Below are 24,451 nucleotides of genomic sequence, written 5' to 3'. Positions count from 1 at the left end.
CCTGGCGGAGTCCGGGACGACCCTAAGGTGCACAGGGTTAATGCCCCGTTAGGATCGGGCGCGGCGATGACGAACAGACACAATGCGTTCGAAAAGCCACATCAGGGGCGGGCAGGCCAGCACCGTCAGCGCACCGAGGTCGAGCGCGACCGCGGCCGTGCCGGCCGATTTGGCGAGCCGGCCCGCCACCGCCGGCCCCAGCATCATCGCGGCATAGAAGAGCGTGTAGAACACGCCCATCCCGATCGCCCTCGTCTCCGGCACGAGCACGCGGGCGGCCAGGCTCATGATCGGGCCGGCGGGAAGGCCACCGATCAAGCCGCCCAGGACCAGGATCGCGATCACAGCGTCGGACCGGGTCAGCCAGGCGAGCAGACCGGCCACCACGAGGCTCGCCGCGATCGCCACGACAAAGGGGCGCTTGGTGCGATCGGCGAGATATCCGCCTGATGGCACCGAGATCACCGACAGCCACATCACGAGGCTGATCGCCGAGCCCGCCGCCGCAATGCTCCAGCCGCGCTCGACGAGCAATGAGGGGCCGAACGAGAAAATCATGGCGAAGCCGATATTATAAAGGCCCCAGATCGCACCCGCGACGATCACCGCCAAGAGAGCGAGCGGATCGAGCCGCCCGGAGCCGGCCGCGCTGGCGGTTGCTCCCGGCGGCGATTGGTAGAAAATGATCAGCACAATGCCGGTCGCGGTCAGCGCGCCGGCCACGAGAAACACGGCGCCGGCGCCATACGCCGTGCCGATCGCCGGCAGCACCAGCAGCGAGATCGCAACGCCGGCCGGCCAGGAGTTGACGAAGATCGCCATCGCGGTGGCGATCTCCTTCCCCGCAAACCAGTCGGTGCCCATCTTGGTGAGTTGCACGGTCAGCAGCACGCCGCCGGCGCCCGAGGCGAGCCGGCCCGCCATCTGCCAGCCCCAGACGTCGGTGGTGGCCATGACGAGACTGCCCGCCGTCATCAGCAGCAGCGCCACGATCGTGGTGGGCTTGTCGCCGAGGGTGCGGCCGATCGCGCCGCCCGGCAGCGCCAGCACGATGCCCGGTGTGAAATAGAGTCCGATCAGGATGCCGATATCGGCGAGTCCGACGCCGAAGCTCTGTTGCAGCAGCGGCGCGACCGCGGCCACGCTCTGGAACTGGAACGCAATGGTGAGGCGAACGACGAACAGGATCGCAAGTATGCCCCAGCGATTGTGCAACGTCTCATCTCCCCAAACCCTGTATCGAGCGTGCGGTGTGGAGACGCCGGAGTCAACCGCAAGCTCTGAGCTTACGTCTTCCTCGTCGCGCACGCATAGAGAAGACATAGCAGCGCCAGCAGCACCGCGGCCGAGAGCCCGAGCGACCAGTGAATGCCGATCGCCGCGCCGAACACGCCGACGGTGATGCCGCTGAAGGCCCGCATGCCAAGGCCCGCCATGTTGTAGAGGCCGACGACTCGGCCGCGGATGTCGTGCGGCGCGTTCAGCTGCACCAGCGCCTGCGCCATGGTGTTGAACGACAGCTCGAAAAAGCCTGCAAAGAACAGCAGCACGATCGCGACCGGATAGATCCGCATCGCGGCGAAGCCGAGCAGCGCTACGCTCCACAGCATGGCGAGCATGATGGCGGTGCGCGGCGTCCCCTTGAGGCGTCCCCAGGATTCCAGTGCGATGCCGGCGAGCAGCGCGCCGGCAGCGTCGGCGGCCAGCAGCACGCTGTAGGACACGCCGGGATCGCCATGGCCGAGATCGCCGGCAAAGCCCGGCATCTGCGCGTGATAGGCGTTGCCGATCATGAACGAGGTAAGGCCGGCGAGCCATGTCATCGCCGTCAGCACCGGCTGCGTGCCGATGGCGCGGATGGTGAGCATGATGTCGGCGAAGCCGCGCACCGCGAAGCGCCGCACCGCCACGCTGTTGTCGCGTACCGGCGCCCAGAACAGCCACAGCAGCATCGGCAGATAGAACAGGGTGTTGAAGATAATGCCATGCGAGGTGCCGAGCGTGAGCATGATAATGCCCCCGACGGCAGGTCCGACCAAAATGCCGAGATAACGTGCCATCGCGTTCAGCCGCACCGCGCTCGGAAGATCAGCGGGGCCGACGAGGTCGTAGAGCAGGAGCTGGTTCGGCGTCTGCCACAACACGCCGGCGCAGCCATGGATCACCAACAGCAGCATGGCGTGCCACATCTCGATAGCGTCAGTGATGAAGAAGAAACCCCATCCCGCCGAGGCCACGATGAACAGCAGCATGCCGCATTGAATGATGCGGCGCGGATCGACCCGGTCGGCCAGCCCTCCAACCGCGACCGAGAACAGCAGGAACGGCAGCCAGTGCGACAGTACGGCGAAGCCCGCCAGCGCCGGCGAATGGAATTTCTGGAACACCACCCAATAGCTGATCACATGCTCGATATTGTCGGCCATCATCGCCAGCACGTAAGCGATGAACTGGAGCCGGTAGGGCACCGATTTCATCGCCGCGAACGAGCCGGACGCGACCACGGGATTTTGGGGGAGGGGGTTCAAGCGGGCACCTGGGTGGAATATGGGGCGGCTCTACACGTTCGCCGCCGGGCGCTCAAGACACTTGGGGGTGTGTGGACCACGGTCCAGAAGCCCGGATGAGCGAAAGCGATATCCGGGAACGCTGGTCCCGCATGTCACTTCGCTCATGCGGGCTACGAGACCGCGGCTTGGCACCAGCGCGCATCTCACATACGCTTCGCCTCAGCCCGCATCAATCAATCATAACAGACGGGCATCGAGGACACGCCATGGACCAGATCCGCGTCTGCACCCACGCAGGGCCGGGCAGCGAGCCCGTCATCCGCAGCGTGCCGTGGCCGAAGGTCGGCAAAAAGGCCGCGCTGATCAAGGTTGGCGCCTGCGGCGTGTGCGGCACCGATTTGCACATTCTGAAGGGGCATTGGCCGAAGCCGCTGCCGTGGCCGTTCACGCTCGGCCATGAGCTCGGCGGCATCATCGTCGAATGCGGCGACGAATTCACCGAGGACTTCATGAGCAAGCCGCTGAAGGTCGGCTCGAAAGTGATGATCCCGCCGCTGATGCCGTGCGGCCGCTGCTATTACTGCATCCATTATCCGGCGACCGCCAACAAATGCCTGACGCCGGTCTATTACGGCCGCTATCTCGGCTTCGACAAGGCGCCTCACATGTGGGGCGGCTGGGCCGAACATGTCTATGTCGATCTCGACATGCTTCCGGGCACCAAGATCTACAAATTGCCCGACGACATGTCGCTGCGGCTGGGTGCGCTGTCGGAGCCGCTGACCTCCTGCATCCGCGCCTTCAATCGCGCGAGCCGCGCCGGCGGTTTTTCCTGGGGCGACACGGTGGTGATCCAGGGCTCGGGCCCGATCGGCATTCTCGCGGTCGCCGCCGCGCAGGAGATGGGGGCCGGGCGCGTGATCTGCGTCGGTGCGCCGGAGGAGCCGCGGCTCAAGCTTGCGCGTGAGTTCGGCGCCGAGGCGACAGTGAACATCGAGGAGATCAAATCGCCCGAGGCACGCATCGCGCGCGTGCGCGACATCGTCGGTGGTTTCGGCGCCGATCTGGTGATGGATTGCTCGGGCCACCCCTCAGCCGGTCCCGAAGGCATCGAGATGCTGCGTGACGGCGGCACCTATGTCGAGATGGGCCAGTTCACCGACGCCGGCTCGATCGAGACCTCCTGGCACCGCATCTGCACCAAGGATATCAACGTGCTGGGGTCCTGGGGTTTTACCGCCAACGATCTGCCGCTTGGCGTCGACATGCTCCATCGCACGGCAGGCAAATATCCCTGGCTGAAGATGCAGACGATCTATCCGTTCACGGAAGAAGGCGTCGCGCAGGCGGTCAGGGACGCGATGGCGATGAAGACGGTGAAGTCGACCATCGTGCCGTGGCCGGAACTGGTGGAATGAAGAGCACGCTATCGCGAAAAAATCGTATCCGCGACTTCCATTTGACGTTGAACTAGCTAGCCTGCGCACCTCGCAAGGCCGGCAGGTGTCATGAACATTTCATCCGAACTTCCCGACGTTTCCCTCGCATCCCTTATCCCCGACATCGACCGACTTGCCGCTGACGCGATGGCGGTCTGGAAGGTGCCGGGCGCAGCGCTCGCCATCGTGCAGGACGGCAAGGTGGTGCTCACGCGCGCCTATGGCCAGCGTGACGTCGAGGCCGATCTGCCGGTCACGCCGCGTACACAATTCGTGATCTGCTCGATCACGAAATCCTTCACCGCGACCGCGATTGCATTGCTGCATAACGAGGGGCTGCTCGACTGGACCAAGCCGGTCCGCGACTATCTGCCGGAGTTTCGCCTCTCGGATGCGGTCGCGACCGAACGCGTCACCGTTCGCGACCTGCTCAGCCATCAGTCGGGGTTACCGCGACACGACTGGCTTCACCTGCCCGGAGACCTCGCGCCGGCCGAGATGCTGCCGCTGATGCGGCATCTCGAACTGAGCCGGGACATCCGCGCCGCCTGGCAATACTGCAACCTCTGCTACAACGCCGCCGGTCTCCTCATCGAGCGCGTAACCGGCCAGAGCTATGAGGCTTTCGTCCGCGAGCGCCTGACAAACCGGCTCGGCATGACGGTCAGTTTCTCGCTCGATGAACTCGAAGCTGCACAGGAGCCGGCGCGGCCCTACAAGATCGAGGTCGACACGCGGTCGCCGGCGCTGCGGCTGCCGATCCGCACCACGGCCGCAGGCGCCATCAACACGTCGGTGGCCGATCTTGCCAACTGGATGCGGCTGCATCTCGGCAGGGGCGAATTCGAGGGCGAACGCCTGCTGCCGGCATCGCTGGTGGACCAGCTGCACGCGCCGCTCGCGCCTGTTGGCAAGTCGGAATTTTCCGAGTTCGGCCACTGGCACTATGGATTGGGGCTTCAGTCCAACACGTATCAGGGCGAGCGCGTAGTATTGCACAGCGGCGGCTGGAACGGCTGGGGCTCGCTGATGACGCTGGTGCCGGACGCCGGCATCGGCGTGGCCGTGCTGACGAACCGCAGTCGAAACGAGGTCACATCGATCCTGACGTGGTACATCATCGACCGGCTGCGCGGCCGGGAGCCGGTCGACTGGCTCTCACGCTTCCGCAAGATGCGCGACGACTTCATCGCTCACATTCCTGCCAACAAGGAGGTGCGCGAGAAAGCGCGTCACAGGGACACAAGGCCGGCGCATGCTTTGTCCACTTATGCGGCGGACTATGCGCATCCGGCCTATGGCGTCATATCTATCCGCGAGCGGGACGGCGCGCTGCACTGGTCGTGGCGCGGCATGGGCGCGCCGCTCTCACACTGGCATTTCGAGACGTTCGTCACGCCGGAGATCATCGACCAACTCCACCCGGACAATCTGCCCATCACCTTCCAAACCGACCGCGACGGCAATATCGTGCACCTGTCGGCGCCCCTGGAGCCGATGGTGAAGGACATCGTATTCGCGGGCCGCGCCGCCGGCGATTGTATGGATCCTGCGTTTTGCGAGCGATGCGCCGGGCATTTCAAGAACGGTGGCGTGAACCACAACGTGAGTCTCGACGCGGAAGGCCGGCTGATCCTGAAGTCCGATTTCCAGCCGGCTTATCGTCTTGAGCCGCAGCAGGGCCGCCGGTTTGGCATCGTCGAGCTGGACGGTTTTGCCGTCGAATTTCACGGAGAAGACGATCGGATTGACCAGATCGTCTTTCACCAGCCGAACGGCATCTTCGTCGCCGACCGCGTGGTGAAGTAGGAGACCACCCATGGAGCCGCAGTCAAACGAGCCCAGCTCTCCCTTCCGCGCCATCCGCGCGATCGACTACACCGTCATCTTCGTGCGCGACATGGTGGCGATGCGGCGCTTCTACGAGGAGGTTCTCGCGTTTCCGCTGCTGCGGGAGTTGTCGTCGAACTGGATCGAGTACGGCTTGGGCCCCAACACGCTGGCTCTTGCAAGGCCGAGTCGGACCGCGGCTGACGCGCCGATGCCGGAGGGCAGTGCCTCGCTGCAACTGGCCTTCAAGGTGTCCGCGGCCGAAGTCGATGCGTGTGCCGACGAACTCGCACGCCACGGCGTGGCGCTGCTGTCGCCGCCGACCAACCAGTCGTTCGGGCATCGGACGCTGTTCTTCCGCGACCCTGACGGCAATCTCTTGGAGGTCTATGCGGAGATCTGAACCGCGGGAGCGGTGCGCTGTGCACGAAAAGTTCCATCGAAAATCCGCGAGTTATTCCCGCCGGGGTGAAACTTAGGCCCGGGTTTCGGCTTTCAGTTCACGGGAGAGTTCATCGTGAAGCGAATCCTGAAACCCGTCACTTACATCCTGGCCGCCATCTACTTCCTGGTGGATGCGGTCTTCATGGCCGTGGCGAGGCCAATCTCGCGCTGGATCGGGCGGCATCTCCAGTTGAAGCGATTGCGCGGCTGGATCAGATCGCTTTCGCCTTATTGCTCGCTCGCCTTGTTTTCCGTGCCCGTCATTATCCTGGAGCCGGTCAAGCCCGTGGCGGCCTATCTCGCGGCGACCGGTCAGGTCGTAAGCGGGGCCGTGACTTTCATTGTCGGCGAGCTGCTCAAGCTGGTGCTGGTCGAGCGCCTGTTCCATCTCACGCGTGACAAGCTGATGCGGATTCCGGCTTTTGCCTGGGCCTATGGGAAGTTCGCCGAGGTAAGGGCATGGCTGCAGGCAACCGAAGCGTGGCGCGCGGTCCGCGCCTTGGGCCGCGCGGCGAGGGACATCGTTGCGCGGGCCAGAGCCAGGCTAGCCGGCGGCTTCGGCAGGCTGGTGACCTCCAGGGATTAGGGCGCGCGCGTCCCTCTCTATGCGAGCTTGCGCGATGCGGCGGTGGCCTTGTCGCCGGTGTTCGGCGTGCCGGTCGGCTCGATGAGCAGGAGATGGACCTCCTCGCGCGCCACCGGGCGATGCTCAACACCTTTGGGCACGACATAGAGTTCGCCCGGACTAAGCGTCACCGTGCGATCCCGCAATTCGATGTCCAGACTGCCTTTCAGGACGAGAAAGAAATCGTCGGTGTCGTCGTGCTTGTGCCAGGTGAACTCTCCCTTCACCTTCACCACCATCACGTCGCAATCATTGAAGGTCGTGATCGTGCGCGGAGACCAGAAATCCCCAAAGCTCGCGAGTTTGTCGGCAAGCGATATGCCGTCGGCCATGTGTCACCCTTCTTTGCCTCCCCGTGAGGCACGATTTGGGGGCGACGCGCTGGGGCGACAAGACTTGGGTTTCGAAGGCTATGGTCTCGTCGCAAAGCGTGCAGTCGCCCCCCAAGCCGTTCGACTGAGAGAGGTCATGTGCACATCCCGGCACGCCCAATGGCGTGAAATTGAGCCGGGCGGCCGTGGAAATCCTCCGCGTCAGCGCAAAATCCCGCTATATGCAGCAAAACGGCTCGAAAACGCTGGATGTAGTGGGTCGAGCTGACCGGTAAGCTTATTCTCGGCATCACCAAAGCCATGCGTCATAAGCATGGTGATTTGCCCGCACTTGGCGTAAAGAGCGTCCAAATCAAATCACCACGCGTGCGGCCGGACCATTTGCCGCCTACGCAGCTTCAGGTCGCGCGGCTCGACGTTCCGCGCCTGGACCAACCAAGGTTTATCCCGTGTCTTTTCCGACCATGAGTGCGCCGCTCGCCCGAGCTTTGGCCGAGCGCAACTACGACCGTCCGACCCCCGTTCAGCTCGCCGTGCTCACGGACGAGGCCGCTGACCGCGACCTCTTGGTTTCGGCCCAGACCGGCTCCGGCAAGACCCTGGCCTATGGGCTGGCCATGGCCAAGGACCTGTTGGGCGACGCCGAGCGGTTCGAGCGGGCGGGTGCACCGCTTGCCCTGATCGTGGCGCCGACCCGCGAGCTTGCCTTGCAGGTCCATCGCGAGCTGGCGTGGTTGTACGAGCATGCGAGCGGGCGCGTCGTCTCCTGCGTCGGCGGCATGGACCCCAGGCGCGAGCAGCGCGAGCTTGCGGCCGGCGCCCACATCGTCGTCGGCACGCCCGGCCGGTTGTGCGATCATTTGCGCCGCGGCCGCCTCGACATCTCGGAATTGAAGGTGGTCGTGCTCGACGAGGCCGACGAGATGCTCAATCTCGGCTTTCGCGAGGACATGGAGTTCATCCTCAAGACCACGCCGGACACGCGCCGCACCCTGATGTTCTCGGCGACTTTCCCGCGCGGCATCGTCGCGTTGGCCAAGCAGTATCAGCAGCGGGCGTTCCGGATCGAGGTCGCGGGCGACGAAGGCGGTCACGCCGATATCGAGTACCGTGCGATCCGGATCGCGCCCGGGGATGCCGAGCACGCCGTCGTCAACGTGTTGCGCTTCTACGAGGCGCCGAGCGCCCTGGTATTCTGCAGCACGCGCGATGGCGTTCGGCATTTGCAGGCGGCGCTGCTGGAGCGCGGCTTCTCCGTGGTCGCCTTGTCAGGCGAATTGACGCAGAACGAACGAACCACGGCGCTGCAGTCGCTGCGGGACGGACGCTCGCGCGTCTGCGTGGCAACCGACGTCGCCGCCCGCGGCATCGATCTGCCGAGCCTCGATCTCGTCATTCATGCGGACCTGCCCAACGACGCCGAGGTCATGCAGCATCGCTCCGGCCGCACCGGCCGCGCGGGCCGCAAGGGGACGAGCGTCATGCTGGTGCCGCCCGTGCGGCGGCGGCGTGCGGAAATGCTGCTGAATGTTTCGGGGATCGACGCGGTCTGGGGGACGGCGCCGCAGCCGGATGAGATCCGCAAGCTCGATCACGAGCGCATGAAGGACGTGCTGTTCACGGAGGAGACCACCGCCGACGATCTGGCGCTGGCGCAGGCACTGTTGGCCGAGCGGTCGGCCGAGGAGATCGCCGCGTCACTCGCACGGCTCTATCGCGCGCGGCTGCCGTCGCCCGAAGACATCATGGATCCCGGCGAACGGAGCAGCCGGCCGCGCGAGGATCGCGGTCGCAACGATACGCGCACGCCGCGCGACGATTTTCGTACGCCGCGCGACGATATCCGCGCATCGCGTGGCGATGATCGGCCCGAAAGGGCTCGGCCCAAATCGGGAAAATCGTCGTCGAAACATGGCATGGCGGATGGCAGCGTCTGGTTCCGGGCCAACATCGGACGAAAAAAGAACGCGGAAGCACGCTGGTTGTTACCGATGATCTGCCGCCGTGGCGGCATCGACAAGAACGATATCGGCGCGATCAAGATCATGGACACCACGACCGAGTTCGAAATTTCCGAGCGGGTCGCGGAATCCTTCGCCGTGAAGATCAAGCGTCCGGACAAGGAAGACAATATCCGCCTCGAGCCGCTGGCGGATGCGCCGCAGCGGCAAGCGGCTTCGGAAGAGCGGACCCACGCGCCGCGGCGTGAAAGCGGCGACAGCGACCATCGTGAACGCCAGGGCGAACGCGCGCGCGACAAGAGCGAATTCAAGCCACGTGGCAAGCCGCACGGCGATCACCCGGCGAAATTCGACGACGCTTCGGGGTTCGCGAAAAAAAAGAAGCATAAGATCAAGCCGGGCCATTCCGAACCTTCGGTCACGCCGTGGTCTGAAAAGGGTGCTCCGAGCAAGAAGCCGAAGAAGAAAAAGCATCGCGGCTGAACGGGCCCCGTTCAGCAGGGACAGCAATGATGCCGCCGGATTACACCGGCGACATCATCTGAAAAGTCAGATGGGCTCAGCGGCCTCCGCCGCCGCCACCACCTCCGCCGCCACCGCCGCCGGCATCGCGCATGGACGAGCTGTAGCGGGGATCGGTCTGCTTCATGTAGGTGGGCGAGGTGTCGTGAGTGACGCTGACGCGGCTTCTGCCGCCCGGGGTTGGCTGCCCGATCACGATGCCGCAGCCCTCGAAGAAAGCGGAATCGCAGCCATAGGTCCGGAATTGAGCCGCGTTGGCGCTGGTTGCGCTGAACGCGGCCGTCGCCGTTAATGCAAGCAAAGCAAGTTTCGACAATGTGAGTTTCATGGAAATTCTCCAGCCTCGATTCGGCGAGACCAGAACGGTCCGCACAGTTCTTCGACGAGAGCTGATCGAACCCGGTTCGAGGGAATAGCTTCACGCCAGCGTGAGCTGCGCCGGCGGGGCAGGGTCGTTAAGTCGCAATCAGGTGGCGCAGCATGTACGTCGCGCTGTTACCGTAAGATGCGAGCTTTGCGCGGAGTTCCGCATCCGCCGTGACCGGCCGAAAGCCCAGACGTTCCCACAGTGGCCGCGTGGCGTAGACCGACACCAATGCGAGCGTCGCGATCCCTGACGCGCGCGCGAGCTGTTCGATCGCGACGACATAGTCGCGCGCGACGCCGCCGCGAAAGTCTGGCAGCACCGCGACGTCATGCAAATAGAGGCAATCCGCATCGCCGGGCAATTGCGCGAGGAGGCCGTCGAGCGGCGGAATCCGGTGCTGCATCCAGGGATGCGCGAGACCGTAGCCGACGATCCCGTCGTCCGCGGCGAGCACGCGGCAGCCCTCGGGATAGAGCCTCATCTTTTCCGCGAACACCTCAAGCCGCTCAGGCAGATCAGAATGGATCCGCGCTGCGATCATGCTGATCGCCGGCAGATCGGAGGCGTTCGCGGGACGCCAATGCGGCTTGCTCATGTCGATCCGTCGTCGTTGCGTCTCCATCATCCCAGTTTATTCCGATGCGACGGAGCGTGCAGCGAAAAATATCCTTGCCACCATCTCAGGAATATGACGTCTCGCGCGGCGTCCTACCCATGCAAGCCCATTGCATGACAGGAGAGACCATGACGACATCCTCGATCCGCCTCGCGCTCACGCTCGCAATATCGCTGGCGCTGGTTCCCGCTGCTTTCGCGGCACCGCCGACCAAGACCGGCAAGACCGACAAGGGCAACGTGCTTACCGATGCCAAGGGCATGTCGCTCTATACTTTCGACAAGGACGCGGACGGCAAGTCGGCCTGCAATGGTCCGTGTGCGACCAACTGGCCGGTGCTGAAGGCCGAGGCGAGCGATGCCGCCGCCGACAGCTACACCGTCATCACCCGCGACGACGGCTCCAAGCAATGGGCCTACAAGGGCAAGCCGCTCTACACCTTCGCCAAGGATACCAAGCCCGGCGACGTCACCGGCGACGGCTTTCTGAACGGCGCCTGGCATCTGGCGATGCCGTGAGCAGGGTGCACTGCTAGCGCAGCCCCTCATAGACCATCAGCCCGCGTGCGATCTGCAGCTTGCGGATCGCGCGCGGCAGCAGTTTTTCCGGCTGGTGCAGATAGCGCCAGGAGGTGAGGGCGAACGGGCCGAGCGCGCCGCATTCGTCGTCGAACGGCGCGAGCACGCCTGTCACGCTCACCGGCGTATGCGGGCGGGCGTTGAACGGCAGCAGCAGCAGTTCGAGATGCGCCTTGCTGCCGTCCTCGCGCGCGGCGGTGACGCCGGCGATTGCGCCGAGGCTCTCGTCGGCGACGATGGTCGTGATCTCCTCGATCTCGCGGCGGCTGGCTTCGTCAAACAGCGCCGCAAAGCTCGAGTCCTTGAGGTCGTACCCTGCGAGCGCGCAGACGCGCGTGCCGGCAACGCGGAACGGGAAGCCGAGATTGGGCTCGCAGGACAGCACGAAGATGTCACCGAGGAGGCCGCGCACGGCGGCCGGATCGATATCGGCCCGGTCAGGGGCTCGCGCAGTGCCGCGCTTCTCGTTCCAATATGCGAAGAACTCGCGGCTCGACGGATGTTTCATGACTGAACGCTTACCCCGGGGCGCAACCTTGCGGGACAAACCTGTCCCGCTTCAGTGCAGCCGCGATCCCTGTGTTGTTGTGCAGGAGGGGCTTTGCAGCGTCCATGCCGCGGCGGCGTTTTCGGCGCTCCCGGCGCTGCCTTTGCGTCGTTAACGTTAAATTAACTATGCGCTTTCCATGCGCCGCCCCGCTGCTATGGTGACCGCGGTCGCAAGCCTCGCCGCTTTTCTCCAGGTTCTCGGCGAGGCCTGTACACAGGCGTCAAACAGTTTGGTCACCGGCCGCGGGGAGGGGTGGGGATACTCCCGTCTCTCTGGGTACCGGAAGTCCGACACGGATAGGCAGGGCTTTCCCAGGGCCCTGCCTTTTCCTTTTGTGCACTTGCGCAGGGCGGGCAAAGGCGACTATCTCCAAGGCCTGTCGTTACGCCTGTTGCTCCGACGCGCCTGAAAGCGAAGCCGCCTTGGATTCCCCGCCAAATTCTCCGCCGCAAGATCCCTCCTCGCAAGATGCTTCGCTAGGGGGGCCGGCCGTCGTTGAGGCGGCGCCGCGCGAGCCGATCCTGACGCTGCCGTTGGCGCTGACGGCCTATATCCTCTTGCTCGCGGTGATCCATCTGCGGGTGCTGCTGCCGCCGGAGCTCGAGAACTGGACCATCGACGTCTTCGGCTTCATCCCCAAGCGCTACGATTCCTCGCTGCTCAATCTGGAGATTCCCGGAGGTGCCGGCGCCAAGGTCTGGACCTTCGTCACTTATTCGCTGCTGCACGCCAATCTCACCCATCTCGGCTTCAACGTGCTCTGGCTGTTGCCGTTCGGCAGCGCGCTGGCGCGGCGCTTTGGCGCCATCAGGTTCTTCCTGTTCCTCGCGGTGACGGCGGCGGCCGGCGCGCTCGCCCATCTCGTCACCCATGAGCACGCGGTGGCGCCGATGATCGGCGCCTCGGCCTCGGTGTCCGGCGCGATGGCGGCGGCGATCCGCTTCGCCTTCGTTCGCGGCAGCTTCCTGTCGTTCAGCCGATCGGATGCCGATACCGCCGCAAGAGTTCCGGCGCTGCCGCTGTCGCGCGCGCTGCGCGACGGGCGGGTGCTCGGTTTTCTCGCGGTGTGGTTCGGGGTCAACATCGTCTTCGGCGTCGGCGCGATCGGCGTCGATAGCGAGACCACGAGCGTTGCCTGGCAGGCCCATATCGGCGGCTTCCTTGCCGGCCTGTTGCTGTTCACGCTGTTCGATCCCGTGCCGCGCGCGCGACGCGATGCTGCGGATGCGTCATCACAGGACATTTCAGACCGTATTTGAAGCGGCGCTTGCGGCGCCGCCCGAATTCATCCATCATTCCCGAGAAGAATGTTCCGAAGCGACAGCCCGCTAGCGGCGATGCTTCGCAAAGCGCCCGAGCGTGAAACCGGCGCTGAAACTGTTAGTTGAAGACTCGAAGAACAAGTCCGGACCGCGAACAGCGGACGGTTTCGATTCAGGGAGGCGACAATGACGGTACGTTCGATTCTCAACACCAAGGGCCACCAGATCATGAGCGTCGAGCCGGACGCGAAGCTGGCGGTCGCGGTCAAACTGCTCGGTGAGAAGAAGATCGGCGCGGTGCTGGTGATGAACCAGAGCCGGCTGGAAGGCATCCTGTCGGAGCGCGACATCGTGCGGGTGATCGGCGAGCGCGGCGCCGGCGCACTGGAGGAGCCGGTCTCGCAGGTCATGACCCGCAAGGTCGTCACCTGCAAGGAGACCGACACGGTCGCCGAGCTCATGGAGATGATGACCACCGGCAAGTTCCGCCATCTGCCCGTGGTCGACAACGGCAAGGTGGTCGGCCTGATCTCGATCGGCGACATCGTCAAGCGCCGGGTGCAGGAATACGAGTCCGAGCAGGAAGCCCTGCGCGACTACATCAAGACCGCCTGACCAATAAGACGGGCCGATCAGTCCTGCTGCTGGTCGGCTTTGGGCGCGGTGCCCTCGGGCGCGGGCGCCAGCTCGTGGATGGCCTCCTTGATGGACTCCAGCGCACGCTCGGCCGCGCGGGTGCCCAGGGCGATGAGGTCCTCGGAGCGGTGGAAATCGAACCAGCCGAATTGGCCGATCCGCGGTGTGATCAGCATATCGGGCGGATCGCCGGCGAGGCGCGCGCGGGTGATGCGGTCCTGCATGATGTTGAAGGCGTCGACCATCACCGAAGAGAGGCCGGGCCGGGCGCTGCCGCCGCCGAAGAACTCGCGCTTCACCGTCTTCTCAGGCGAGAAGAATCTCGGGAAGCGCCGCTTTGACGCCGGCTCTTCGGTCGCGGGGATCACCGGTTCAGGTATCGCGCCGTGCGAATAGACCGTCGTCGAATAGGTGAAGATGTCGCTGGAAAGATTTGCGGCGATGACGATTTCCGCCCCGAGCGCGCGCGCGGCCGAGACCGGCACCGGGTTCACCAATGCGCCGTCGACCAGCCAGCGATCGCCGATCAGGACCGGAGAGAAGATGCCCGGCAGCGCATAGGAGGCGCGCATCGCGTCGACCACGCGGCCGCGCGTCAGCCAGATCTCGTGGCCGGTGCGGACCTCGGTCGCGACGGCGGCGAACTTGATCGGGAGATCCTCGATCTGGCTCTGGCCGCAGGCGGCCTCGAGCCGGGTCGCCAGCTTCTCGCCGCCGATCAGGCCGGAGCCGTTGAGCCGGATGTCGAGATAGCCGAGGATGTTGCGCATGCCTTGCAGGCTGCGGCCCCACTCTTCCAGCGTATCGAGCCGGCCGGCCGCATAGAGGCCGCCGACCACCGCGCCGATCGAGGTGCCGACCACGACGTCAGGCACGATACCGTTGGCGAGCAGGGTCCGGATAATGCCGATATGAGCGAAGCCGCGCGCTGCGCCGCCGCCAAGCGCAAGGCCGATGACCGGCCGGCGGATGCTGCCCAGGCCGACTTTCTCGGCGACCTTATCGCTGTTTGAACCCCGACCCTTCAATATGTCCAGCACCGAAACTCTCCTACGCCGGGACCCGCCATCAGACTAGGCACCGCACTCGCGCTCCGCCAGAACCGGGCCGAAGCATGGTTTATGCCGGTTTGGGAAGCGCGCGGGGCAGGAGTATGGCGAGGCCCGGCTGCCTCTCGAGTAATCACGCAGGCGTCAACCGGGTTCCAAAACCTGTCGGGCCGTATTTCTCAGGGGGACAGAGGCTTGAATTTGCCGCGTTTTCGGTGAAAAGCAGGTGGCATGACTCTCGGGGGTGACGGCATCATCGGATGGCGGCGCAGCGCATCGCTGCTGCCGGCGCTGGTCCTTGCTGCCTGCCTCTATACCCTTGGCCAAAATGCTGCGCAGGCGCAGCTTTTCTCCGATCGTCCACCGCCGGTGCCGCCCGCTTCGGTGCCCGATCCCGGCGGCGCGGTCAGTCTGGCGCCGCCCTCCGGCCCGGGTGCCGGACCGCCGAGCCTGCCGCCGACCCTGTTGCAGCCGACCACGCCCAGCATGCCGCCGCCCGCGGTCACGACCGTGCCGTCCGCCGCGCCGCTCAACGCGGCCGTGCCCGGACAGGGCGTGCTGTCGCTGACGGCGAAATACGGCAAGGACACCCCCCCGATCACCAGCGGCCTGGTCTGGCGCGTGTTTGCCGATCGTCCCGACGAGAACGGCACCTTCAAGCTGATCCGCGAGGACCGCAATGCCACGCCAAACATCGTGCTGCCGCCCGGCAATTACGTCGTGCATGTCGCTTTTGGCCTCGTCAGCGCGGTGCGCACCGTCAGCCTGAAAGCCGAGACCGATCGTGAGTCCTTCGTGCTGCCCGCCGGAGGCTTGCGCATCGAGGGCCGCGTCGGCACCAGCCGCATTCCGCAAAACCAGATTTCGTTCGCGATCTACAAGGGCAGCCAGTTCGAATCCGGCGAGCGCGCCTCCTTGGTGCCGAACGTCGCCGCCGGTGACGTCGTGCTGCTGCCGGAAGGCACCTACTACATCATCTCGAACTACGGCGATGCCAATTCGGTGGTGCGCTCGGACATCCGCGTCCAGGCCAGCAAGCTCACCGACGTCACCATCACCCACCGCGCCGCCGTCATCACGCTCAAGCTCGTCAGCGACAGGGGCGGCGAGGCGCTCGCCAACACCGCCTGGTCGGTGCTGACCCCCGGCGGCGACGTCATCAAGGAATCGATCGGCGCCTTCCCACGCGTCGTGCTCTCCGAGGGCGAATACCGCGCCATCGCCAAGAACGAGGGCAAGGTCTACGAGCGCGGGTTCAACGTCGTCAACGGCGTCGACGGCGAAGTGGAAGTCGTCGCGCGGTAGTGCTTGAGCGGTGATGCCGCATGCGGCCCGACGCTGGTCTTCGTGCCTAGTGAACACTTCTCATTCAGCGCACTAATTTCCCATATCTTATTACCGCCAGTCTCGTGTGCGAAAGCGGATGCTCTCCGCTGCTCCGTTTCGTGTTGCGATTTGAATTGTCAGCGCTACCAAGCAGGACCGACAAACACCGGCACCGCCGGCTTATTCCAGCGGCGCCGCGATTTCCTCACAGCCGGTGCAAGATACCTATTTCCGATATCAATTTTATTCGCTTTCCATCCTGCTGCGTTATATGTCGGACATCACTCCAACGGGGGAGGCCGGAGCAGGCTCGTGCGTCTGCGAGACCGGCAAGGAGCAGGGGACCAAGCTCGTCGGCATGTTCGAAGTGATCCTCACCAGGCGTAAGCGGTTCGGCTGGCGGTGGCAGGTGTGCGACCAATCCGGCAAGAAATTTGCCGATGGCTTCGAGCGCACCCGGCCGTCCGCCAAATATCATGGCGAGCGCGCATTGTTCTTTCTGTTGTCGCAGGCCCATCTGCGCAACCGCTTGGCGACGTCCAGCGAGGATTAGCGGCGTTCACCTCGTGCGGGTCTCCGTAGCCCCGCTTGCGTCTCGTTCCATCCGCGACGAAGACTTTCAGCGAGCCCCGTCAGATTTCGACGACGAGCTTGCCCTGCGTCGCGTGATCGCGGATCAGCGCATAGGCGTCATCGACGTTCTCCAGTGTGAAGTGCCGGGCATCGAGCATCGGCAAGAGCTTGCCGGCCTCAACCAGGCGCGTGGCCTCTGCCATGATCTCTCCGTGATGCGCGCGGCCTTCCCCTGAGAGCAGCGGCAGCAGCGTGAACACGCCGGAATAGGTGGCGGCGCGGAACGAGAGCGGCGCAAGCGCATGCGAACCCCATCCGAGCGCGCTCACGACATGGCCGAAGCGGCGCACGGCTTCGAAGGAGGCGTCGAGTACCTGGCCGCCAACGGTGTCGTAGACGACGTCAAAGCCGCGGCCGCCCGTATGCTCTGCAACATAAGTCGCGATGGCGGTATCGCGATCGATGAAGGTCGCGCCAAAACCTTCGATGGTGGCGCGCTGCGATGCCGAGCCGGTCGCGAACATTTCTGCCCCGAACGCGCGCGCGATCTGGATCGCGATGTGGCCGACGCCGCCTGCGCCGCCATGGATCAACACCTTCTGGCCGGCCTTGAGCGCCGCGCGGTCAATCAGTCCTTCCCAGGCCGTGATGAAGATGAGGGGCAGGGCGGCTGCCTCCCGCATGCTGAGATTGGCAGGCTTCAACGCCAGCAGGTCGGCGTCGACAGCGGCGAATTCGGCCAGTGATCCCTGCACACCGCCGACGCCTCCCGTCATGCCATAGACCTCGTCGCCCCGCTTGAACCGCGAGACGTCATGCCCGGTCTGTTCGATCACACCGGCGAGATCCAGCCCGAGAATCGCAGGTAGCGGATGGCGCGCATGCGCCGCCGCGCCCGCATGGATCTTGGTGTCGAGCGGATTGATCCCGCTCGCGCGGATACGCACCAGCACCTCCCGCGGACCGATCTCGGGCGTGGAGACGGTTGAGGGGCGCAGCGGCGCGTTGTGGGTCTGCAGGACGGCCGCGTGCATCGTCGATTGTCTCGTCATGATCGTCTTGCTCCTTTGTCGGCCTCCAATATGCCCATGATTTTTTGCATGGGAAGGAATGAGAATGTACGATTGTCGTGCGTTTTTGTATGAGGAGGCTTCCGGTGGACTGGAGCGATCTGCGCATCTTCCTGGCGATTGCGCGCGAAGGCACTCTCGGTGCGGCCGCGCGCAGGATCGGCCAGACCCAGCCGACGATGGGACGGCGACTTCGCGCGCTCGAACAGTCGCTCGGGCAAACGCTGTTCCAGCGCACGGCGGATGGCTTCGTGCTGACCGACGAGGGCACAGCTGTGCTGCGCCATGCCGAGCGGATTGAAGAGGAGGCGCTCGCCTTGGAGCGGCGTGCATCCGGCGCCGAGACGCAGTTCGATGGCTTGCTGCGTCTGTCGTCGTCGGACTGGTTCGGAACGGTGATACTCTCGCCGCTGATTGCCGCGTTCGGCAAGCGCCATCCCAAGCTGACTGTCGAGCTTCTGACCGATGCGCGCCTCTACAGTCTGCCGCGCCGCGAGGCTGATCTCGTCTTCCGCATCAAACCGTTCGACGAGCCTGAAGTGATCTCCCGGAAGCTGCTCCACATTCCCTACGCACTCTACGGCAAGAAAGGCAGCAAGCCGCCACGCGCCGGCGACGGAAGCGGTGTCCGCGTCGTGACTATGAATGCCGAATTCGCCGACATGCCCGATGCCCTGTGGCTAAAGCGCACGCTGCCGAATATGGAAATCGCCTCGCGCAGCAACAACAGGCAGGCGCAGGCGGAGCTTTGCGCGAACGGCGGCGGGCTCGCGGTGCTGCCGCGTCCACTCGGCGATCGCGACCGCCGGCTGGCCGCGCTCGAAATCGGCGCGACGCCGCCCGGCCGCGACACCTATGTCGGCTATCACCGCGATCTCAGGCGCCTCGCCCGCCTGCGCGCGCTGCTCGATCTCGTGATCGAGCGATTGGCGGGGTGATTGCTCTTGATACGCTGCCGTGGCCAGGGTGTGCGCAGCGATATCCGGGACAGCCCGTGGTAGGAATCCCGGATATCGCTTCGCTCATCCGGGCTGCAAGAACCTTGCGTTGCCCGACGGGCAAAACACCCCAAGGGTCGGTCAACACGCGGCACCAAAAAAATTCCACTTTACCGAAGTTCGGAAACGGCGTATGTGTCGCGGCAACCCGGCCCAAGAAAGAGGGGCGTATCGCGATCGTCACGAACGCGGGCCGGACGGCGGTGGACGTTAGTCACATCGGCGCGAACGGCTTCGCAGGGCGGGCAACCGTGAGCGAAAGCGTTGCGCACACGACCGGTGTGATCGGCGTACGGCAAAATCGTGTGGTCCTGGCGCCCGGGGTCTGTGCGCCAAGCGTTGCGGTGATGTGGTGGCCCAACCGGGCCCGCGCATCAGCCATCCGCAAGGCGACGGGGGCAATAGTGCATCGCTCCCCGGGGAGAGCGCGACATAAGCCGTAAAGCCACTGCGCAGGGAAGGCCGGATGTTGGGCTTCACCTGTATGCCGCTGTGCAGATTTCGCTACTGCCTTTCGCACAGTGGACCGCGGGTGCCAGCCGGCACCCGGTCTTCCCTGCGCCCTCTTTCGTTTTGAGGGTGAGACGACCAAGCAAAGCTCGGGCGAATAAGCCGCGAGGATGCGAAGGTGCGTGTGCGATCCGGAATGCGAATGGAAGTGCGACGCTTCCACCCATAGACTCCGTCATTGCGAGCGCAGCGAAGCAATCCAGTCTGCCGCCGCGGAAAGATTCTGGATTGCTTCGCTGCGCTCGCAATGACGAGGATCATGGAAGTGCCCGCCGCCGAGATCGCAAAACTGCTCGCCAATTTCGCCGAGCGTGCTTTACGGGCGGCGTAACTCGGACGGATAACAGTCATAGACCAGCGCCTTGAAGGCGGGCGTGATGCGGCTGCGCTCGTTCTGGGTCTGCTGCATCAGCAGGTAGACCATGTCGAGCTTGGGATCGACGCCGAAATAGGTGCCGCTGCCACTGTCCCATTTCAACTCGCCGAGCGAGCCCGGCGGCGGCGGTTTGGCGTTGCCGGGATCGGTCCGCACCGCAAGGCCATAGCCATAGCCGAAGCCGTCGCCGGGAAAATAGAAGTAATCGCGTCCGACGCCCGAGCCCGGCCCGACGTGATCGGTCGTCATGGCCTTGAAGGCGGCGGGGCTCAGATAGCGCTTGCCGTCGAGCTCGCCGCCATTGAGCAGCATCTGCGCGAAGCGCTGATAGTCGGTGATGGTCGAAAGCAGCCCGCCGCCGCCGGACTGCCATTCGGGATGGTCGAGGCGCTCGCGCTCGGCGGCGAGCAGGATGTTGTCGTTCGGCAGCGGCCGCGCCATCCGCGCGAGCTCGTCCTCGGTCGCCAGCGCGAACTTGGTGCTGCTCATGCCAAGCGGATCGAAGATGCGTTGCTTGAGAAATGCGTACAGCGTCTGGCCCGAGATGATCTCGATGACGCTGCCGAGCACATCGGTGGAATGACCGTAGCGCCACAGCGTTCCCGGCTGCCGTGCCAGCGGCAGCCTCGCGATGCGTTGGGCGAACTCCCTGTTGTCGAATTGACCTTCGAAGATGTTGGCGGCCTTGTAGGCCTGCTCGACCCATTTGCCGCCGATATAGTCGTAGCTGATACCCGAAGTGTGCCGCAGCAGATCCTCGATGTTGACGGGACGGACCGGGGCCACGAGATCCACCTTCAGCGTGCCGTCGGGATTGGTGACCTCGAGGCCCACCTTGGTGTCGGCAAAGAGGGGAATGTATTTCGACACGGGGTCGGTGAGTGCAAGCTTGCCCTCCTCGATCAGCATCATCGCGCCAAGGCACGTGATCGGCTTGGTCATCGAGTGGATGGCGAAGATCGTATCGGACGTCATCGCGAGGCCCGTCCTGGTGTCGCGCACGCCAAAAGTCTTCAGATAGACCGGCTTGCCGTGCTGCTGGACCAGCACCACTACGCCCGGCAGCCGGCCGCTCGTCACCTCGTTGTCGAAATACGCGGTGATACGGTCGAGCCCGTCGGGCGACGGCGCGGGGATGTCGGCGGCGCGGCTTCGCGCCATCGTGCCGGCCAGCAGCGCGGCTCCGACCAGAAATTCACGACGCTTCATCCGGGCTTCCTCCCTTGCCGGGATCAAAGCCGCAAGACGTCGAAGGCGTCAACACGCCTTCGATTAAAATCGCGTCACGATTTCAGAAAGGACCGGTCGCGGACGGTCCTCGCTCGGCTTGGTCGGCTTGCCGATATGGACGAAGCCGGCGAGCTTCTCGTCTGGCTTGAGGCCGAGGCCATCCAGCACGTCGCGATCGAACGAGAACCAGCCGGTCAGCCAGCAGGCGCCGTAGCCGAGCGCGGTCGCGGCCGTGACGATGTTCATGACGCTGGCCCCGGCCGACAATTCCTGCTCGAAGGCCGGCACCTTCGGATGCGGCTTGGTGAAGCTGACGATGCCGATCACCAGCGGCGCATCCATGAGGCGTTTGCGCTCGGTCTCGACATCGGCCGCCGGCGCGCCGGGATTCTTCCGGGCAAACACCTTCGCGATCACCTCGCCGGCGCGCTCGCGCGCATCGCCCTCGAAAATGATGAAGCGCCAGGGCGCGAGCTTGCCATGATCGGGCACGCGCGCGCCGATGGTGAGGATGGTCTCGAGCTCGGCGGGGGAGGGGCCGGGTCCGGACATCTCGCGCGGCTTGACCGAGCGGCGGGTCTTCAGGAGTTCGATGGCGTCGGGCACGGGGAATTCCTTGTGGCTACTGTTCCTGTCGGAGATAGGCCCGGCCGAGGACGATTGGAAGGCATTTTAGAGGGATTGTGAGGACAGGTCCTGCGCGCGTCGGAAAGTTGTTGTGGTCCCAGCTTGGGACTATGCTAAGATGGGTTGAATGAGGATCATAGCGCTGAGCACGGTCAAGACGTTTCTCAGCCGGAGCGGCGATGTTTCCGATGCCCGCGAGCCGCTGATGGCCTGGTTCCGGCAGGTGAAGCAGGCTGACTGGGCAAAGCCCGCAGATGTCAAAAGAGACGTTCGCAGTGCCAGCATCCTCCGGGAGGGCCGGGCTGTCTTTAATGTCGCCGGCAATAAATATCGCGTCGTGGTCTGGATCAATTATCCATACCGTGTGGTCTATATCCGCTTTGTCGGGACGCATCGGCAATACGACGTGATCGATGCGCAAACCGTTTAGAAGGTCGATGATGGAAATCGCGCCAATCAAATCCAACCGGGACTATCGCCGCGTTCTCAAGGAGATCGAGACATTGATGAGCGCACGGCGCAACTCGCCCGAAGGCGATCGACTCGATGTACTCGTGACGCTGGTGGAGGCGTGGGAGCGGAGGCACTATCGCCTGGACCTTCCGGACCCCGTGGAGGCGATCAAGTATCACATGGAGCAGAGTGGCTTGCAGCCGAAGGACTTGATTCCATTTATCGGCAGCCGGAACCGGGTCCACGAAGTGCTCAACGGCCGGCGCGAATTGACGCTCAGCATGATCAGACGGCTGCATGAGGGCCTCGGCATTCCCGCCGAGTCCCTCATCAAAATCCGTCAAGACCGAGCCGCCTGAACGCCGTCAGGCCGCGTCACGCGCCCGCTTCACATCTGGCGGGGTCGCCTCGTCGACGAGGGCGGCTATGGCCTCCACCGTCGTCGTCACTTGCTGACCGTCGCTGCCGAGCCGGCGGATCGAGACCGACTGCGTCTCGGCCTCTTTCTTGCCGACCACGAGCAGAGCCGGAATCTTGGCCAACGAATGTTCGCGGACCTTGTAGTTGATCTTTTCGTTGCGCAGGTCGATCTCGGCTCGAAGTCCCGCACGCCGGACCTGCTCCAGCACCTGCTTGGCATACTCGTCGGCTTCCGACGTGATGGTGGTGACCACCACCTGCACCGGCGACAGCCACAGCGGGAAGTTGCCGGCATAGTGCTCGATCAGAATGCCGATGAAGCGCTCCATCGAACCGCAGATCGCCCGGTGCACCATGACCGGCGGCTTCTTGCCGCTGTCGTGGTCGATGTAGAACGCACCGAACCGTTCCGGGAGGTTGAAGTCGACCTGCGTGGTGCCGCACTGCCAGTCGCGGCCAATGGCGTCGCGCAGCACATATTCGAACTTCGGCCCATAGAAGGCGCCTTCGCCCGGATTGATCTCGGTCTTGATGTGATTGTTCTGCGACTGGATCTCGCGCAGCACCGTCGCCATCACCCGCTCGGCGTGATCCCACATCGCGTCGGTGCCGACGCGTTTCTCCGGCCGGGTCGACAGCTTCACGGTGAGATCGCCGGTGAAGCCGAAATCGGCGTAGGTCGACAGGATCAGCTCGTTGATCTTCAGGCACTCGTCGGCGAGCTGATCCTCCATGCAGAAGATGTGCGCGTCGTCCTGGGTGAAGCCGCGCACGCGCATCAATCCATGCATCGCGCCTGATGGTTCGTAGCGGTGCACCACGCCGAACTCGGCAAGCCGCAGCGGTAGGTCGCGGTAGCTCTTCAGGCCATGCTTGAAGATCTGCACGTGGCCCGGGCAGTTCATCGGCTTCAGCGCGAACCAGCGCTTGTCCTCGGCCTCCTCGCCGGCCGACTGCGCCGCGAACATGTTCTCGCGATACCAACCCCAATGGCCGGAGGTCTCCCACAGCGACTTGTCGAGGATCTGCGGGGCGTTGACCTCGCTGTAGTCACCGGCCAGGCGCCGGCGCATATAAGCGATCAGCTGCTGGAAGATGGTCCAGCCCTTGGCGTGCCAGAACACGACGCCCGGACCTTCCTCCTGGAAGTGGAAGAGGTCGAGCTCGCGCCCGAGCTTGCGATGGTCGCGCTTTTCCGCTTCCTCGATCTGCTTCAGATAAGCGTCGAGGTCCTCCTGCTTGGCGAATGCCGTGCCGTAGATGCGGGTCAGCATCGGGTTGTTGCTGTCGCCGCGCCAATAGGCGCCGGCCACCTTCATCAGCTTGAAGGCGTTGCCGACCTTGCCGGTCGAGGTCATGTGCGGGCCGCGGCAGAGATCGAACCAGTCGCCCTGGTAATAGATCTTGATCGGCTCGTTGCCGGGAATGGTGTCGACCAGTTCGACCTTGAACGCCTCGCCCTTGTCGCGGAACACCTGTTTTGTCTTTTCGCGATCCCAAACCTCCTTCGTGAAAGGCTTGTCGCGCGCGATGAGCTCGCGCATCTTTTTCTCGATCGCGGCGAAGTCTTCCGGCGTGAACGGCTCGTTGCGGAAGAAATCGTAATAGAAGCCGTTCTCGATCACGGGGCCAATGGTGACCTGCGTGCCCGGCCACAGCGTTTGCACGGCTTCGGCGAGCACGTGGGCGCAATCGTGACGGATCAATTCCAGCGCTTCCGGCTCGTCGCGGGTGACCAGCTTGATCTTCGCATCCGCTTCGATGGGATCGTTGAGATCGGTGACCACGCCGTCGAGCGCCATCGCGACCGTGCGCTTGGCCAGTGACGGCGAAATGCCTTTGGCGAGTTCGAGGCCGGTGATGCTCTTGGCGTATTCGCGCCGGGCGCCGTCCGGGAAGGTGAGGGTGATTTTTTCCGGTGGGGTCACGGGTCTCAAATTGCTGAGGCTGTACTGGAAGCCGGATTCGGATTTGGGCTGTTCGGACTTGGATTGGTCCTTGGACTGGTCCTTGGATTGGTCGTTGGGCTGGTCGGTCATGGCGTGTCTCCTGAGGCTCACTCCTGCGAACGAGCGCAGGTAAGCGGGAACGAGCGATATATCAGGCGATTCGGCCTGCGCAATCCGGCATTTCCAAGAAACCGGCGC

The 24,451-nt window shown here is 64.3% G+C and carries 24 protein-coding genes; 13 read left to right on the top strand and 11 right to left on the bottom strand.

Annotated features, from left to right (window positions below):
- Window positions 1-48 precede the first annotated feature (48 nt).
- A complete protein-coding gene (locus BRA1417_RS0128550) occupies window positions 49-1,215 on the bottom strand; it encodes a CynX/NimT family MFS transporter (RefSeq protein WP_027518710.1) in 1,167 nt (388 codons plus the stop codon).
- A 71-nt stretch (window positions 1,216-1,286) separates the two neighbouring features.
- Window positions 1,287-2,528, bottom strand: coding sequence for an MFS transporter (locus BRA1417_RS0128545; RefSeq protein WP_027518709.1), 1,242 nt, complete (start codon window positions 2,526-2,528; stop codon window positions 1,287-1,289).
- A gap of 248 nt (window positions 2,529-2,776) precedes the next feature.
- Here BRA1417_RS0128545 and BRA1417_RS0128540 point away from each other — a divergent pair, with 248 nt between their 5' ends.
- The 4 genes from BRA1417_RS0128540 to BRA1417_RS0128525 all read left to right on the top strand — a co-directional run bounded on the left by BRA1417_RS0128540 (window position 2,777) and on the right by BRA1417_RS0128525 (window position 6,809).
- Window positions 2,777-3,928, top strand: coding sequence for a zinc-binding dehydrogenase (locus BRA1417_RS0128540; RefSeq protein WP_027518708.1), 1,152 nt, complete (start codon window positions 2,777-2,779; stop codon window positions 3,926-3,928).
- 90 nt (window positions 3,929-4,018) lie between these two features.
- Window positions 4,019-5,758: a serine hydrolase gene (locus tag BRA1417_RS0128535; protein WP_063628394.1), complete on the top strand. Its 1,740-nt coding sequence runs from the start codon at window positions 4,019-4,021 to the stop codon at window positions 5,756-5,758.
- Between the two features lie 10 nt (window positions 5,759-5,768).
- On the top strand, window positions 5,769-6,182 hold the full coding sequence (locus BRA1417_RS0128530) for a VOC family protein (protein WP_027518706.1): 414 nt from the start codon (window positions 5,769-5,771) through the stop codon (window positions 6,180-6,182).
- Window positions 6,183-6,296: 114 nt separating this feature from the next.
- Complete coding sequence (locus BRA1417_RS0128525; protein ID WP_027518705.1) at window positions 6,297-6,809, top strand: hypothetical protein; 513 nt, start codon at window positions 6,297-6,299, stop codon at window positions 6,807-6,809.
- 17 nt (window positions 6,810-6,826) lie between these two features.
- On the opposite strand, the gene BRA1417_RS0128520 is transcribed toward BRA1417_RS0128525, so the two are convergent.
- The gene (locus BRA1417_RS0128520) at window positions 6,827-7,180 is read right to left on the bottom strand and encodes a cupin domain-containing protein (protein WP_027518704.1); all 354 of its coding nucleotides are present in this window, start codon (window positions 7,178-7,180) and stop codon (window positions 6,827-6,829) included.
- Between the two features lie 464 nt (window positions 7,181-7,644).
- On the opposite strand from BRA1417_RS0128520, the gene BRA1417_RS0128515 reads away from it, so the two are divergent.
- A complete protein-coding gene (locus BRA1417_RS0128515; protein WP_035968850.1) occupies window positions 7,645-9,624 on the top strand; it encodes a DEAD/DEAH box helicase in 1,980 nt (659 codons plus the stop codon).
- Window positions 9,625-9,700: 76 nt separating this feature from the next.
- Here BRA1417_RS0128515 and BRA1417_RS0128510 read toward each other — a convergent pair whose 3' ends face one another.
- Together BRA1417_RS0128510 and BRA1417_RS0128505 are read right to left on the bottom strand one after the other, a co-directional pair.
- Window positions 9,701-9,991: a hypothetical protein gene (locus BRA1417_RS0128510; protein WP_027518702.1), complete on the bottom strand. Its 291-nt coding sequence runs from the start codon at window positions 9,989-9,991 to the stop codon at window positions 9,701-9,703.
- 127 nt (window positions 9,992-10,118) lie between these two features.
- Window positions 10,119-10,625, bottom strand: coding sequence for a GNAT family N-acetyltransferase (locus BRA1417_RS0128505; protein WP_027518701.1), 507 nt, complete (start codon window positions 10,623-10,625; stop codon window positions 10,119-10,121).
- 149 nt (window positions 10,626-10,774) lie between these two features.
- Here BRA1417_RS0128505 and BRA1417_RS0128500 point away from each other — a divergent pair, with 149 nt between their 5' ends.
- The gene (locus BRA1417_RS0128500; protein ID WP_027518700.1) at window positions 10,775-11,164 is read left to right on the top strand and encodes a hypothetical protein; all 390 of its coding nucleotides are present in this window, start codon (window positions 10,775-10,777) and stop codon (window positions 11,162-11,164) included.
- A 13-nt stretch (window positions 11,165-11,177) separates the two neighbouring features.
- Here the strand turns inward: BRA1417_RS0128500 and BRA1417_RS0128495 are convergent, their stop codons facing one another.
- Window positions 11,178-11,732, bottom strand: coding sequence for a PAS domain-containing protein (locus BRA1417_RS0128495; protein ID WP_027518699.1), 555 nt, complete (start codon window positions 11,730-11,732; stop codon window positions 11,178-11,180).
- 464 nt (window positions 11,733-12,196) lie between these two features.
- Between BRA1417_RS0128495 and BRA1417_RS0128485 the strand changes: the two genes are divergently transcribed.
- Entirely contained in the window at window positions 12,197-13,033 is an 837-nt protein-coding gene (locus BRA1417_RS0128485) for a rhomboid family intramembrane serine protease (protein WP_027518697.1), read from the top strand.
- A gap of 189 nt (window positions 13,034-13,222) precedes the next feature.
- Window positions 13,223-13,651, top strand: a complete 429-nt coding sequence (locus BRA1417_RS0128480; RefSeq protein ID WP_007611784.1) for a CBS domain-containing protein — start codon at window positions 13,223-13,225, stop codon at window positions 13,649-13,651.
- 17 nt (window positions 13,652-13,668) lie between these two features.
- Here the strand turns inward: BRA1417_RS0128480 and BRA1417_RS0128475 are convergent, their stop codons facing one another.
- Window positions 13,669-14,712 (bottom strand): patatin-like phospholipase family protein, encoded by a 1,044-nt coding sequence (locus tag BRA1417_RS0128475; RefSeq protein ID WP_027518696.1) that lies wholly within the window; start codon window positions 14,710-14,712, stop codon window positions 13,669-13,671.
- A 240-nt stretch (window positions 14,713-14,952) separates the two neighbouring features.
- Here BRA1417_RS0128475 and BRA1417_RS0128470 point away from each other — a divergent pair, with 240 nt between their 5' ends.
- Both BRA1417_RS0128470 and BRA1417_RS45735 read left to right on the top strand, forming a co-directional pair.
- The gene (locus BRA1417_RS0128470; RefSeq protein ID WP_027518695.1) at window positions 14,953-16,026 is read left to right on the top strand and encodes a hypothetical protein; all 1,074 of its coding nucleotides are present in this window, start codon (window positions 14,953-14,955) and stop codon (window positions 16,024-16,026) included.
- Window positions 16,027-16,261: 235 nt separating this feature from the next.
- Window positions 16,262-16,600: a hypothetical protein gene (locus BRA1417_RS45735; protein WP_245286280.1), complete on the top strand. Its 339-nt coding sequence runs from the start codon at window positions 16,262-16,264 to the stop codon at window positions 16,598-16,600.
- A gap of 79 nt (window positions 16,601-16,679) precedes the next feature.
- Here BRA1417_RS45735 and BRA1417_RS0128460 read toward each other — a convergent pair whose 3' ends face one another.
- Complete coding sequence (locus tag BRA1417_RS0128460; protein WP_027518694.1) at window positions 16,680-17,672, bottom strand: zinc-dependent alcohol dehydrogenase family protein; 993 nt, start codon at window positions 17,670-17,672, stop codon at window positions 16,680-16,682.
- Between the two features lie 104 nt (window positions 17,673-17,776).
- On the opposite strand from BRA1417_RS0128460, the gene BRA1417_RS0128455 reads away from it, so the two are divergent.
- On the top strand, window positions 17,777-18,628 hold the full coding sequence (locus BRA1417_RS0128455; protein ID WP_027518693.1) for a LysR family transcriptional regulator: 852 nt from the start codon (window positions 17,777-17,779) through the stop codon (window positions 18,626-18,628).
- Window positions 18,629-19,514: 886 nt separating this feature from the next.
- On the opposite strand, the gene BRA1417_RS0128445 is transcribed toward BRA1417_RS0128455, so the two are convergent.
- Both BRA1417_RS0128445 and BRA1417_RS0128440 read right to left on the bottom strand, forming a co-directional pair.
- Window positions 19,515-20,783, bottom strand: coding sequence for a serine hydrolase (locus BRA1417_RS0128445; RefSeq protein ID WP_027518692.1), 1,269 nt, complete (start codon window positions 20,781-20,783; stop codon window positions 19,515-19,517).
- Between the two features lie 63 nt (window positions 20,784-20,846).
- Window positions 20,847-21,410 (bottom strand): nitroreductase, encoded by a 564-nt coding sequence (locus tag BRA1417_RS0128440; protein ID WP_027518691.1) that lies wholly within the window; start codon window positions 21,408-21,410, stop codon window positions 20,847-20,849.
- A gap of 148 nt (window positions 21,411-21,558) precedes the next feature.
- Here BRA1417_RS0128440 and BRA1417_RS0128435 point away from each other — a divergent pair, with 148 nt between their 5' ends.
- Window positions 21,559-21,861, top strand: coding sequence for a type II toxin-antitoxin system HigB family toxin (locus BRA1417_RS0128435; protein WP_027518690.1), 303 nt, complete (start codon window positions 21,559-21,561; stop codon window positions 21,859-21,861).
- A 10-nt stretch (window positions 21,862-21,871) separates the two neighbouring features.
- Entirely contained in the window at window positions 21,872-22,243 is a 372-nt protein-coding gene (locus tag BRA1417_RS0128430) for a type II toxin-antitoxin system HigA family antitoxin (RefSeq protein WP_027518689.1), read from the top strand.
- A gap of 6 nt (window positions 22,244-22,249) precedes the next feature.
- Here BRA1417_RS0128430 and thrS read toward each other — a convergent pair whose 3' ends face one another.
- The gene (thrS, locus tag BRA1417_RS0128425) at window positions 22,250-24,343 is read right to left on the bottom strand and encodes a threonine--tRNA ligase (RefSeq protein ID WP_027518688.1); all 2,094 of its coding nucleotides are present in this window, start codon (window positions 24,341-24,343) and stop codon (window positions 22,250-22,252) included.
- Between the last annotated feature and the right edge of the window lie 108 nt (window positions 24,344-24,451).

The organism is Bradyrhizobium sp. WSM1417, assembly GCF_000515415.1.
GTDB lineage: Bacteria > Pseudomonadota > Alphaproteobacteria > Rhizobiales > Xanthobacteraceae > Bradyrhizobium.
This window is presented reverse-complemented; position numbering and strand designations above follow the sequence as displayed.

Excerpts from the sequence above, each read along its gene's own strand:
- BRA1417_RS0128515 (WP_035968850.1), top strand. The coding sequence starts at position 7,645 with ATGAGTGCGCCGCTCGCCCGAGCTTTGGCCGAGCGCAACTACGACCGT.
- BRA1417_RS0128460 (WP_027518694.1), bottom strand. The coding sequence starts at position 17,672 with ATGACGAGACAATCGACGATGCACGCGGCCGTCCTGCAGACCCACAAC.
- BRA1417_RS0128505 (WP_027518701.1), bottom strand. The coding sequence starts at position 10,625 with ATGAGCAAGCCGCATTGGCGTCCCGCGAACGCCTCCGATCTGCCGGCG.
- BRA1417_RS0128540 (WP_027518708.1), top strand. The coding sequence starts at position 2,777 with ATGGACCAGATCCGCGTCTGCACCCACGCAGGGCCGGGCAGCGAGCCC.
- BRA1417_RS0128500 (WP_027518700.1), top strand. The coding sequence starts at position 10,775 with ATGACGACATCCTCGATCCGCCTCGCGCTCACGCTCGCAATATCGCTG.
- BRA1417_RS0128480 (WP_007611784.1), top strand. The coding sequence starts at position 13,223 with ATGACGGTACGTTCGATTCTCAACACCAAGGGCCACCAGATCATGAGC.
- BRA1417_RS0128535 (WP_063628394.1), top strand. The coding sequence starts at position 4,019 with ATGAACATTTCATCCGAACTTCCCGACGTTTCCCTCGCATCCCTTATC.
- BRA1417_RS0128530 (WP_027518706.1), top strand. The coding sequence starts at position 5,769 with ATGGAGCCGCAGTCAAACGAGCCCAGCTCTCCCTTCCGCGCCATCCGC.
- BRA1417_RS0128435 (WP_027518690.1), top strand. The coding sequence starts at position 21,559 with ATGAGGATCATAGCGCTGAGCACGGTCAAGACGTTTCTCAGCCGGAGC.
- BRA1417_RS0128495 (WP_027518699.1), bottom strand. The coding sequence starts at position 11,732 with ATGAAACATCCGTCGAGCCGCGAGTTCTTCGCATATTGGAACGAGAAG.
- BRA1417_RS0128430 (WP_027518689.1), top strand. The coding sequence starts at position 21,872 with ATGGAAATCGCGCCAATCAAATCCAACCGGGACTATCGCCGCGTTCTC.
- BRA1417_RS0128470 (WP_027518695.1), top strand. The coding sequence starts at position 14,953 with ATGACTCTCGGGGGTGACGGCATCATCGGATGGCGGCGCAGCGCATCG.
- BRA1417_RS0128520 (WP_027518704.1), bottom strand. The coding sequence starts at position 7,180 with ATGGCCGACGGCATATCGCTTGCCGACAAACTCGCGAGCTTTGGGGAT.
- thrS (WP_027518688.1), bottom strand. The coding sequence starts at position 24,343 with ATGACCGACCAGCCCAACGACCAATCCAAGGACCAGTCCAAGGACCAA.
- BRA1417_RS0128510 (WP_027518702.1), bottom strand. The coding sequence starts at position 9,991 with ATGAAACTCACATTGTCGAAACTTGCTTTGCTTGCATTAACGGCGACG.
- BRA1417_RS0128445 (WP_027518692.1), bottom strand. The coding sequence starts at position 20,783 with ATGAAGCGTCGTGAATTTCTGGTCGGAGCCGCGCTGCTGGCCGGCACG.